The organism is Lentzea aerocolonigenes (genome assembly GCF_000974445.1).
GTDB classification, from domain to species: domain Bacteria; phylum Actinomycetota; class Actinomycetes; order Mycobacteriales; family Pseudonocardiaceae; genus Lentzea; species Lentzea aerocolonigenes.
On the sequence record NZ_BBOJ01000008.1, the window covers coordinates 302,913 to 314,600 of the forward strand.

The following is an 11,688-nucleotide window of genomic DNA, read 5'->3' on the forward strand; positions in this document are numbered from 1 at the left end:
CGAAGAACGCGGCGGCGTCGCCCGTCACGGGCCCCAAGGGGTTGAACGGTCCGTGACGGTCAATTGTGATCGGGGTCACTCCCGCCCGGCACCTCTGAAAGGGTGATCATTCGCAGGTGTTCTCGGTCGGCATCTGACCGTCCGTGGAGAAGTACCTGCGCCGGTCGCCGGGAAGGCCCTGGTCGGGTTTCGGCGGTTCGACGAACTGCGGCGCGAGGTAGCCCTCCCGCGCCGCCGTGCACGAGATCGAGTACTGGAAGCCCTTGGAGTCCGAGGGCCACAGCCCCTCGGGGGTGATCGCGTACGTCACCTGCTCGCGGACGGCCGCGACCATCTCCATCTGGTCGAGGAGCTTCTTCGGCTCCGGCGGCTCGAACGCGTACGCGAACACGTAGTCCGCCGTCACGGCCGGATAGCCGTCCTTCTCGCCGAGCGTCATCTTCCCGGACACGCGGATGCCGCCGGGCAGCAGTTTCATGCCCTGCTTGAGGCGCGTGGTCCAGCCGGGCAGGTTCTTCGCGACGTGCTCGCGGACCTCCGGCGCCAGCATCGCGAGGAACCGGTCGGGCTTGTGCTCGGTGAGCATCGCCGGGTCCATCCGGGACGCGATGAGGGCCTGCCGCACCTGCTCGTACGCCGGGTTGGCGTCCGGCACGACGATGCCCTTCTCGCCCTCCGGCCACTGCTCCGCGGGTGTGCTCGCGAACGGGACCTCGACGTTCACGCCCGTGGGAGGCAGTTTCACGTCGGGCAGCGAGACCTGGTCGAACCTGCCGGTGAGGTAGAACCCGAACAGCACGGCGCCGATGACGAGCAGCGCGATCCCGGACACGATCTTGCCGCCGTGCCTGCGCAGCCGTGCCTGCCTCCGTTGCCTGCGGATCTCGCGTTTCGCCCGCCTGTTGGCCGCGCGGATCCACGCCGCGTCCTTCAGATCGGGATGGTCGTCGATGTCGTACTGCACGTTCCCCCCAGGAAAGCTCCGATACGACCTCACACGTTCGCGGGCTCCCGCGGGTTGCCACCGCGTTAGCAGGTATCTCGTTTCAAGTCGATACCCCCGGCTCCGTAGACTCGTCAGCTGTGACTGAACTCGACACCGCAACCCAGCGTCCTGACCTCCCCGCCGCGTGGACTCCGGCGGAGGTAGAGGCGGAGCTGTACCAGCGGTGGGTCGACCGGGGCTACTTCGAGGCGGACGTCAAGAGCGACAAGCCGCCGTTCACCATCGTCCTGCCCCCGCCCAACGTCACCGGCAGCCTCCACATGGGCCACGCCATGAACCACAGCGTGATGGACGCGCTGACCAGGCGCCGCCGCATGCAGGGCTACGAGGTCCTGTGGCTCCCGGGCATGGACCACGCCGGCATCGCGACGCAGAACGCCGTCGAGCGCGACCTCGCCAAGCAGGGCCTGTCGCGGCACGACCTCGGGCGCGAGAAGTTCGTCGCGCGCGTCTGGGAGTGGAAAGAGGAGTACGGCGGCAAGATCCTCGACCAGATGAAGCGGCTCGGCGACGGCATCGACTGGTCGCGCGAGCGCTTCACCATGGACGAGGGGCTGTCGCGCGCCGTCCAGACGATCTTCAAGAAGATGTACGACGACGGCCTGATCTACCAGGCCGAGCGGATCATCAACTGGTGCCCGCGCTGCCAGACGGCGCTGTCGGACGTCGAGGTCGACCACAGCGACGACGACGGCGAGCTCGTCTCGATCCGCTACGGCGACGGGGAGAACTCGATCGTCGTCGCGACCACGCGCGCCGAGACGATGCTGGGTGACACCGCGGTCGCCGTCCACCCGGACGACGAGCGCTACCAGCACCTCATCGGCACCGAGGTCGAGCTGCCGCTGACCGGCCGCCGCATCCCGATCGTCGCGGACACGCACGTCGACCCGAAGTTCGGCACCGGCGCGGTCAAGGTCACGCCGGCCCACGACCCGAACGACTTCGAGATCGGCCAGCGCCACGACCTGCCGAACCTCACGATCATGGACGGCCGCGCGACCATCACCGCACACGGCCCGTTCGAGGGGCTCGACCGGTTCGAGGCACGTCCGGCGATCGTCGCCGCGTTGCGCGCGGAGGGCCGGATCGTCGCGGAGAAGCGGCCGTACGTCCACGCCGTCGGGCACTGCTCGCGGTGCGACACGGTCATCGAGCCGCGGCTGTCGCTGCAGTGGTGGGTCAAGGTCGAGAGCATCGCCGCCAAGGCGTCGGCCGCCGTCCGCGACGGCCGCACCAAGATCCACCCGGCCGAGCTGAACAAGCGGTACTTCGACTGGACCGACAACCTGCACGACTGGTGCATCTCGCGTCAGCTGTGGTGGGGGCACCGGATCCCGGTCTGGTACGGCCCGAACGGCGAGGTCGTCTGCGTCGGACCGGACGAGGAGGTTCCCTCCGGCGAGGGCTGGCGGCAGGACGAGGACGTCCTCGACACCTGGTTCTCGTCGGGCCTGTGGCCGTTCTCGACGCTGGGCTGGCCGGACTCCACCGAGGACCTTCGCAAGTTCTATCCGACGTCGGTTCTGTCGACCGGTTACGACATCCTGTTCTTCTGGGTCGTCCGGATGATGATGTTCGGCCTGTACGCGATGGACGACGTGCAGCCGTTCGACCACGTCTTCCTGCACGGCCTGATCCGGGACCAGTACGGCAAGAAGATGTCGAAGACCAAGGGCAACGGCATCGACCCGCTGGACTGGATGGAGCGCTACGGCGCGGACGCCACCCGGTTCACGTTGCTGCGCGGCACGAACCCCGGTTCGGACATGGCCGTCGCCGAGGAGTGGGCGGCCGGTTCGCGCAACTTCACCACGAAGCTGTGGAACGCCACCCGTTTCGCGCTGGCCAACGGTGCGACGGTGGCTCGTCCGCTGCCTTCACGCGACGAGTTGACGGCGGCCGACCGCTGGATCCTCGACGAGCTCGACGCGTTGGTGTCCACTGTGGACTCCAACTTCGAGGCGTTCCAGTTCTCGCGTGCTTGCGAGGCGCTGTACAGCTTCACGTGGGACGAGTTCTGCGACTGGTACCTGGAGATCGCGAAGGTCCAGATCGCGGACGGCCGCGCCGAGGCCACGCAGTCCGTCCTGGGCCACGTCCTCGACGTGCTGCTGCGCCTGCTGCACCCGTCGATCCCGTTCATCACCGAGACGCTGTGGACCGCGCTGACCGGTGAGGAGTCGCTCGTCGTCGCGGAGTGGCCGAAGGCGTCCGGTGCCGAGCGCGATCTCGACGCCCTGGCGCAGATCGAGGGCCTGAAGAAGCTGGCCACCGAGATCCGCCGGTTCCGTTCCGAGCAGGGCCTCAAGCCGGGCCAGAAGGTCGTCGGCAAGGTCCGCGGCGCGTGCTGCGTCGGCCTGACCGACCAGGTTCCCGCGGTGCGTTCGCTGACGCGCCTGACCGAGCCGACTGACGAGTTCACGGTCTCGGCGACGCTGGAGGTCGGCCTGCCCAAGGGCGCGGTGAGGGTCGAGCTGGACCTGTCCGGCGCGATCGACGTCGCGGCGGAGCGCAAGCGGCTGGCGAAGGACCTGGCCGCGGCGCAGAAGGAGCTCGAGGGCACGACGAAGAAGCTGGGCAACGAGGCGTTCCTCGCCAAGGCGCCCGCCGACGTCAAAGCCAAGATCGAGGAGCGCAAGGCCACGGCCGAGGCCGACATCGAGCGGATCAACCAGCGCCTGGCAGCGCTGCCGGAGGCGTAAGCACAGTGGACACGAACCTCGACGAGTTCCTCGACGTCGAGAACGAGCTCAACGAGCGGTGGCCCGAGACCAAGCTCGAGCCGTCGCTCGACCGGATCAAGGCGCTGGCGCACGTGCTGGGCGACCCGCAGACGAACTACCCGGTCGTTCAGCTGACGGGCACCAACGGCAAGACGTCGACGTCGCGCATGACCGATGCGTTGTTCACGCGCATCGGTCTGCGCACCGGCCGGTACACGAGCCCGCACCTGCAGCTCGCGACCGAGCGGATCAGCCTCGACAACCAGCCGATCAGCCCGGAGCGCTACGTCGAGGTCTACCGCGACATCGAGCCGTACGTCGCGATGGTCGACTCGCGGTCCGAGATCCGGATGAGCAAGTTCGAGGTGCTCACCGGCATGGCGTACGCGGCCTTCGCGGACGCGCCGGTCGACGTCGCGGTCGTCGAGGTCGGCATGGGCGGCACGTGGGACGCGACGTCCATCGCGGACGCGAAGATCGCCGTGCTGACGCCGATCGGACTGGACCACACCGAGTACCTGGGCAACCGTCCCGAGGACATCGCGGTGGAGAAGGCCGGGATCATCAAACCCGGCTCGGTCGCGATCGTCGGCGAGCAGACGCCCGACGTCATGAAGGTCATCCTGGAACGAGTGGCGTCGGTCGACGCGACGGTGGCCCGTTTCGGCAGCGAGTTCGGCGTTGTGTCGAGGTCGGTGGCGGTGGGCGGCCAGCTGATCACGTTGCAGGGCCTCGGCGGCATCTACGAGGACATCTTCCTGCCGTTGCACGGGGAGCACCAGGCGGCCAACGCCGCGCTGGCGCTGGCGTCGGTCGAAGCGTTCTTCGGCGCGGGCCCGGACCGCCAGCTCGACGTGGAGGCGATCCGCGAGGGCTTCGCCACCGTGATCAACCCGGGCCGCCTGGAACGGGTCCGGTCCGCGCCCAACGTGTTCGTCGACGCCGCGCACAACCCGCACGGCGCCGCGGCACTGGCACAGGCGTTGGAGTCGGAGTTCGGCTTCCGCAAGCTCGTCGCGGTCGTGGCCGTCATGTCCGACAAGGACGCCGAGGGCATCCTGTCGGCCCTGGAACCGGTCGTGCAGGAACTGGTGATCACCACCAACTCTTCGCCGCGGGCCATGGACCCGGACGTCCTGGCGGGTCTGGCCGTGCCGATCTTCGGCGAGGACCGTTTCGAGGTGCGCCCGCGCCTCGTGGACGCCGTCGAGGAAGCCATCCACCTCACCGAGGACGAGCTGTCCGGCGGCGGCGTCATCGTCACCGGCTCCGTCGTCACCGCGGGCGAGGCCCGTGCGCTGTTCGGAAAGGAGCCGGCATGACCTCCCCGGCCCCTCTGAAGAAGGACCCGCTCAAGGCGTTCCGGGGCATCATGGCCGGCACGTTGATCCTCGAGGTCATCGTCGTGGCCCTGGCCCTCCCGGTGATCGCGAAGCTGCACGGCGGCGTGGGCACGCTGGTGGGCTGGGTGGCGTTCGGCTTCATCGCGGTGTTCATCGCGATGTGCGCCTTCGTCCGCCGCCCCTGGGCCATCCCCGCCGTGGTGGCGCTGCACGTCCTGCTGATCGCCACGTGGTTCCTGCTGCCCGCGCTGGGCGTGATCGGCGTGATCTTCGGCCTCGTGTGGATCTACATGCTGTGGCTGCGCAAGGACCTGCTCAAGCGCATGGCGGAGGGCAGGCTGCCCGCGCAGCAGGCGGATCAGGCCTCGTCGTAGGCCATCAACGAGTTCGGCTCGACGAACCCCCTCGGCATCGGCGTGGTCAGTCGAATGCGGGGTTCTCGGGTTCGTGAGGCGAGAGATAAACGGAAAGGCCGTTGTAAATTCCACTCGCCTTGTGCCCGCGAACCGAAAATTGGCAGTAGAACTCGTCCGTGGCGACCCGTGCGACGTCGGCTGATCTCAATGCGCCCGCGAGAACGTCATCTTTGAGCGCGTCACACCAGCAATAGGGGCCCACTTCAGTCCCTTGCCCGCGACGGCAGCCGCGACCGGCCTGGGCGACGCGCACAGGCGGCGAGCAGCATTGCGGCGCTGACGAAAAGCATCAAAGAACGACGCATGCCGCACTTCGTACCCTTAGTCGTCGCAATGCCTCGGTGACACTTCGCGTGGTTCACCCGATCGTGCTTTGAAACCGGGACGAGGGCCGTGGCCTGGCGCTATGCTGCAAGGCGCACGAATCTGCAGGGGAGGCACTGGGGATGAGCGGAACCAAGGTCGATCTCGACACGCTGCGCGCGGCCATCAAGGAGTACGAGTCGATCCGCGACGAGCTGATGGACGCGAAGACCACGGGCAACGCGATGGTGGCGGTCAAGGGCGCCGGTCGCGACATGCCGAGCCAGGTCTACGCGACCTGGGCTGCCACCGCGGGTGAAATGCACCAGAAGTCGAACCAGCAGCTCCAGGACACGTTGACTGCCCGGATCGACAACCTCAAGGCCACTCTGGCTCAGTACGAGCAGACCGAGCAGGGCAACCAGGCCAACCTCAAGCCGAAGGACTGAGCTGTTGCGCATCCGAACGATCGTCGCCGGCACCGCCGCCCTCGCAATCCTGGCGGGATGCAGCACCGGCGGCGGTACCACCGGTACGCCGACCACCGCGACCCAGCCGACGAGCACCAGCAGCAGCGGCGGAGCGCCGAAGGTTCAGAACCCGCTCGATCTGAAGGCTTTCGAGGCTGATCCGTGCAGTGCGGTCAAGCCTGCCCAGATCGAGGCCTACGGCATGCCGGGCGTCGCCGGCAAGGTGAACACCACTGCTCCTGGGCCTGCCTGTTCCTGGCTCGGCGCGAGCACCGCGGCGAAGGCCGCTCCCGCTCTGGTGATCCTGCCCGCCGGCACGAACCTCGACTCCGTGTACGGCAACAAGGACAACGGAACCTATGCGGTGTTCGAGCCGCAGCCCGCCGTCCAGGGCTACCCGGCTGTGCTCACCCTCGCCGTCGACCAGCGTTCGAGCGGCAGCTGTGAGCTCACCGTCGGAGCCTCCGACGACAGGGCGATCCTCTTCACGTTCCAGAGTGTCAAAGGCAGTTCCCGGTTCGCCGACCCGTGTGGCTCTGTCACCGAGTTCGCGAACCTCGCCATCACGACGATCAAGGCAGGTGCGAAATGACACGGCCCGCGCCCAGCTGCTTCACCCAGGACAACACCCGTGCTGACGGGTTCACCGGGCACGAGATCTACGCCCAGATGACCAGCGGTCCCGGCACCGGTAGCGCGCAGGCCGGAGCCAACGCCGCTGCTCAGCTCGAGCGCACGTACGCCGGGATCGAGACGCGGCTCAAGCGGGTCGGCGAGACGCTGGGGGAGGCGTGGACCGGCGCCAGCGCGGACGCCGCGCAGGCCGCCGGCAACCCGATCAACCAGGCCATGATCCAGATGCAGGATTCGTTGCGGCAGGCGGACCACTCGCTGTCCAACCAGGTCTACCAGTTCAACTACAACAAGTCCCAGCTCAAGAACATGCCGGAGAAGAAGCCGGACACCGGCTTCTGGGACGACGTGACGCCCTGGGACACCGACGCTGAGGACGCCGTCAACGGCTACAACAGCGACGAGTCGCACAACCGCAAGGTCTACCGGGAGTTCCAGAGCGCCAGCAACACGAACCGGGGCGATCTGCCCAAGGAGTTCCCCGGCGTCACGGCGGACAACCTCAACATCGAGGTGACCAACACCGGTGGTGACGACGGCCGGGACAAGACCACGAACACCAGCACCGGCCGCCCGTCCGGCAACACCGGCACCGGTTTCCCGAACCCGACCGGTTCCCCGACGGGCCCGCCCGGCACCACCTGGACCCCGCCCGGCGGCGACAACGGCGGCCGCACCGACCTCAGCTGGGCCGGTGGCGGCGACGGTGGGGGCGGCGGCGGTGGCGGCAACAAGCCGGGTGACCTCGGTGGCGTCAAGCCGCCCGCCGGCAACGTGATCGACCGGCCGCCGAACGCGGGCATTCCGCCTATCGGTGTGCCCGGTGGTCCTGGCCCGGCTGGTCAGAGCACCGGTCGCGGTCCCGGCGGCGGTGGCAAGTTCGGTGGCGGTCCCGGTGGTGGCGGCAAGTTCGGCGGCGGTCCCGGTGGCGCCGGCAAGATGGGCGGGCTCGGCGGCACGGGTACCGGTAGTGGCACCAGTGCTCAGCAGCCCGGTGGCAAGTCCGGTGTGTTCGGTGGCATGGGCGAGCACGGGCCCAACGCGGGCGGTCGTGGTGGTGCCGGTGCTGCCGGTCGTGGTGGCGCTGCCGGCGCGGGTGGCATGGGCGGTCACGGGCAGAAGGGGCAGGGCGAGGACGACCTCGAGCACAAGTCCGCCGACTACCTGATCACCGAGGAGAACACGAACGAGATCATCGGTGACATGCCGATGGTCGCACCGCCGACGATCGGGGGGTGAAGTGCTGCGATCGTCCATTCAGCTGTCCGACCTCGCGTTCGACGTGCTGTGGAAGCAGGAGAAGCTGGGTGACTACCACCCGGCGCTGCACGTCGACTCGCCCGGTGAGACCGAGGACGAGCGCGCTGTCATCGAGCGCGACGTCATCGGCGAGCTGCGCAGGGTCGGGCTGGACCACCCGGACGTTCGGGGCACGCTGCACCTGATCGCCAAGGCGGACAGGGACTACTCGGCGTGGATCGCGGTCACGCCGAGCGAGACCAAGCCGGTCGTCGTCGCGGCGAACGGGCAACACGGCGTGCTCGCCGTGCACGACAACGGATTCGTGCAGCTGCACCCGGTCCGTCCGGAGAACGCGCCGGAGGTTCTCGCGATGCAGCTGCCGGACGTGCCCGCCGGCCGGGGCGCGTCGATCAACGTGCACGCGTCCGAGATCAACGTGCACCAGCCGGGCAAGGCGTCGCCGTCGGTGTCGCTGCGCCAGCTGCTCGCCCAGCCCCGCAAGGGCACGGCGAAGCTGTACGCGGCGAAGCGCGGCGCTGAGGGCAGGGAGCGGGCCAAGACCTTCCTCACCACGATCGACTTCGAGGACGGCCGCTGGCTCGTGGTCAAGTACACCGACCAGAACCACCAGACGTGGGTGCACGCCACGCCCGCGTCGCGCCAGATCATCACGGACTGGCTCAAGCGCCTCACGTGACCCTGTGACGGTCGAAGTTCACTTCCGGTTTCACCGCCGGTCAGACCGGCGGACTACAAACCGCGCATGACCTTCGACCGTCGCACGTTGTTCAAGGCAGGCGCACTCGGCACGGCCGCGGCGCTGGTGCCGTCCGGCATCGGCCTCGCGCAGACCAGCCGACCGATCCTCACCCACGGCGTGCAGTCCGGCGACGTCACGCGGGACGGCGCCATCGTGTGGACCCGCGCCGACCGCCCGTCCCGGATGCTCGTCGAGGTGTCCAACGACCCGAGGTTCCGCCACGCCCGGTGCGTCCGCGGTCCGTTGCTCACGCCGGAAACCGGTGGCACCGGCCAGGTCAGGGTCACGAGCCTGCTGCCCGGCCGTCCCGCCTACTACCGCGTCACGGCCGAGGACCTCGACGGACGCACCCGCAGCGAACCCGTCACCGGCAGTTTCACCACCGCCCCGCTCGGCCGCGACGACGTGCGGTTCGTGTGGTCCGGTGATGTCGCGGGCCAGGGCTGGGGCATCAACCCCGACATCGGCGGCATGCCGATCTTCAAGGCGATGGCCGACCGCCGTCCCGACTTCTTCATCCACAGTGGCGACAGCGTCTACTCCGACGGCCCGATGAAGGAGTCCGTCACGCTCCCGGACGGCCGGATCTGGCGCAACGTCGTCACGCCGGAGAAGTCCAAAGTGGCCGAAACGCTCGACGAGTACCGCGGCCAGTTCGCCTACAACCTCCTCGACGAGAACCTCAAGCGCTTCGCCGCCCAGGTCCCCGTCTTCGCGCAATGGGACGACCACGAGGTCACCAACAACTGGTACCCCGGCGAGATCCTCGATCTCCCGCAGTACACCGAGAAGCGCGTCGACGTGTTGGCGCAGCGGGCTTTCCAGGCGTTCCACGAGTGGATGCCGATCGACCGGCACAAGGCTGTCGACGGCCGCGTGTACCGGAAGTTCAGCTACGGCCGCAACGTCGAGATCTTCGTGCTCGACATGCGCACCTACAAGGACAAGAACACCTCGCCCAAGGACCAGCCGGGCGTGATCCTCGGTGCGGCACAGGCGAAGTGGCTCGTGGACGCGCTCTCCCGCAGCACCGCCACGTGGAAGATCATCGCCGCCGACCTGCCGATCGGCCTCACCGTGCCCGACGGCGCCGACATCGAGGGCGTCGCGAACGGCCTGCCCGGCGCACCCAACGGTCGTGAGCACGAGATCGCGTGGGTGTTGCGGGAGCTCAAGAAGCGGCGCGTCCGCAACACCGTGTGGCTCACCGCGGACGTCCACTACACCGCGGCGCACCACTACTCGCCCGAGCGCGCGGCCGTCGGCGACTTCGACCCGTTCTGGGAGTTCGTGTCCGGCCCGCTGCACGCCGGTGCGTTCGGCCCGAACAAGCTCGACCCGACCTTCGGCCCCGAGGCCGTCTTCGTGCACGCCCCGCCGGCCGCCAACACCACGCCGCTGGACGGGTTCCAGCACTTCGGCGAGGTGCAGGCGAGCCGGGACGAGCTCACGGTCTGGCTGCGTGACGCGACCGGCGCTTCGCTCTGGTCCAAAACGCTGAGGGCGGCCTGACGATCGCAATAGGGTCGGTGCGTGCCCATCTCGTTCGACACCACCGGCTTCCGTCAGCTCGGCCAGCACATCTGGCAGCACCCCAGCGGTGACCAGGCCGAGCTGGCCTACTACAACCTGGTGCCGGACCTGCCGGCCGGGCTGGACGACCTGCCCAAGCTCAGGCACGACCTCGCACTGATCCACGGCGAGAGCGGCTGCCTGATCGAGGCGCACGTCGTCCAGCTCGCCGGAGTGCCGGCGCTGCTGCGGATCGTCAAGATGCCGTTGCCGAACCAGCCGAACGGGCAGGTGTTCCTCTGCTCGTTCACCGTGCCCAAGGCGAACTGCAGCGCCGTGCTGCAGCTCGGGGCGGTGGAGCGCGGGACGACAGGCCTGCGCGAGGCGATGTTGATGGCGGAGATCGGGTTCGACCAGTGGGTCAGGCCGCATCCGTACGCGCCGGAGCTGCAGGGCGTGCTGCCGTTCCACGCGGGCGACGATCCCCGCCACGACTCGAGGTTCCCTGACCACCCGTTGTCGCGCGTGCGCGCATGGGCGCACCACGTCGTCCGCACGGCACGACTGGACCCGCAGTTCGGGTCGCTGCCGCCGTTCCAGGTCCAGGCACCACCGCCGCCGGTCGCGCCGGGCCAGACGCTGGTGACGGCACTGCCCAGCCTGCCGGTCAAGGACTTCGTCGGCCTGCAGATCGGCGAGCAGACGACGTACTGGCGGATGACGGACCCGAAGCTCAAGGAGATGCTCGGCCGCGGCCTCATGGGCCGGTCACCGCTCGCGGAGACCAGGTTCCGCGACATGCTCATGATCGACGTCGAGTCCGGCGAAGCGATGATCCCCGACCGGTTCACCACCAACGGCAACATGACCGCGCACGGCACACATCTGGTTCAGGTCACGCTGCCCGAAGCGGATGCCCAGCTCTCGGACGACGACGTGAACGAAGCGTTCGCGTGGGCGGGACGGATGGCCGCGGTCGCGGCGGAACGCGGTGAGCACCTCTCCCTCGAACCGATCGAGAGCCAGGCGGAGCAGGCGAACCCGCACGTGCTGCTGGCCGTGCAACAGCACGAGGGGCAGCCGGTCGCCGTCGCCCAGTTCTCGCCTCCGCCGACGGAAGGACCGCTGGCGGGGTCGCCGAGCCGCAGCGCGCCCGCGACACCGGAGTCCGTCGAGGGCATCGGCCTGATCGCCGGGATGGCGGTCAACGAGTGGCGGTCGCACCCGCTCCGGATGGCGATCACCTACAAGCGTCCGGCAGGCTGATCGCAAATATT

At 68.6% G+C, this 11,688-nt stretch carries 10 protein-coding genes; 9 read left to right on the forward strand and 1 reads right to left on the reverse strand.

All coding sequences use genetic code 11. The features are described from left to right. Positions 1–106 precede the first annotated feature (106 nt). Positions 107–964, reverse strand: a complete 858-nt coding sequence (locus AOM45_RS17930) for a hypothetical protein (RefSeq protein ID WP_030468143.1) — start codon at positions 962–964, stop codon at positions 107–109. A gap of 119 nt (positions 965–1,083) precedes the next feature. Here AOM45_RS17930 and AOM45_RS17935 point away from each other — a divergent pair, with 119 nt between their 5' ends. The 9 genes from AOM45_RS17935 (at position 1,084) to AOM45_RS52160 (ending at position 11,677) form a co-directional block, all read left to right on the forward strand. Further along, a complete protein-coding gene (locus AOM45_RS17935; RefSeq protein ID WP_030468142.1) occupies positions 1,084–3,711 on the forward strand; it encodes a valine--tRNA ligase in 2,628 nt (875 codons plus the stop codon). A 5-nt stretch (positions 3,712–3,716) separates the two neighbouring features. Next, complete coding sequence (folC, locus tag AOM45_RS17940) at positions 3,717–5,054, forward strand: bifunctional tetrahydrofolate synthase/dihydrofolate synthase (protein WP_030468141.1); 1,338 nt, start codon at positions 3,717–3,719, stop codon at positions 5,052–5,054. Further along, a complete protein-coding gene (locus AOM45_RS17945; protein ID WP_030468140.1) occupies positions 5,051–5,449 on the forward strand; it encodes a DUF4233 domain-containing protein in 399 nt (132 codons plus the stop codon). The genes folC and AOM45_RS17945 overlap by 4 nt, the downstream gene beginning before the upstream one ends. 488 nt (positions 5,450–5,937) lie before the next feature. Further along, entirely contained in the window at positions 5,938–6,243 is a 306-nt protein-coding gene (locus tag AOM45_RS17950) for a PE domain-containing protein (RefSeq protein ID WP_030468139.1), read from the forward strand. Positions 6,244–6,247: 4 nt separating this feature from the next. After that, positions 6,248–6,856, forward strand: a complete 609-nt coding sequence (locus AOM45_RS17955; RefSeq protein ID WP_030468138.1) for a DUF3558 domain-containing protein — start codon at positions 6,248–6,250, stop codon at positions 6,854–6,856. Further along, complete coding sequence (locus AOM45_RS50920) at positions 6,853–8,136, forward strand: PPE domain-containing protein (protein WP_030468137.1); 1,284 nt, start codon at positions 6,853–6,855, stop codon at positions 8,134–8,136. Before AOM45_RS17955 ends, AOM45_RS50920 begins: the two co-directional genes overlap by 4 nt. A gap of 1 nt (position 8,137) precedes the next feature. Further along, positions 8,138–8,836 (forward strand): ESX secretion-associated protein EspG, encoded by a 699-nt coding sequence (locus tag AOM45_RS17965; protein ID WP_051783548.1) that lies wholly within the window; start codon positions 8,138–8,140, stop codon positions 8,834–8,836. A gap of 66 nt (positions 8,837–8,902) precedes the next feature. Continuing rightward, positions 8,903–10,411 carry an alkaline phosphatase D family protein gene (locus AOM45_RS17970; RefSeq protein ID WP_030468135.1) on the forward strand — a complete coding sequence of 503 codons (1,509 nt, stop codon included), beginning with the start codon at positions 8,903–8,905 and terminating at the stop codon, positions 10,409–10,411. A 21-nt stretch (positions 10,412–10,432) separates the two neighbouring features. Then, positions 10,433–11,677, forward strand: a complete 1,245-nt coding sequence (locus AOM45_RS52160; protein WP_063757044.1) for a hypothetical protein — start codon at positions 10,433–10,435, stop codon at positions 11,675–11,677. The last annotated feature ends 11 nt before the right edge of the window (positions 11,678–11,688 follow it).

Coding starts and splice junctions, on each gene's coding strand:
- AOM45_RS17945 (WP_030468140.1), top strand. CDS start 5,051: ATGACCTCCCCGGCCCCTCTGAAGAAGGACCCGCTCAAGGCGTTCCGG.
- AOM45_RS17950 (WP_030468139.1), top strand. CDS start 5,938: ATGAGCGGAACCAAGGTCGATCTCGACACGCTGCGCGCGGCCATCAAG.
- AOM45_RS50920 (WP_030468137.1), top strand. CDS start 6,853: ATGACACGGCCCGCGCCCAGCTGCTTCACCCAGGACAACACCCGTGCT.
- AOM45_RS17970 (WP_030468135.1), top strand. CDS start 8,903: ATGACCTTCGACCGTCGCACGTTGTTCAAGGCAGGCGCACTCGGCACG.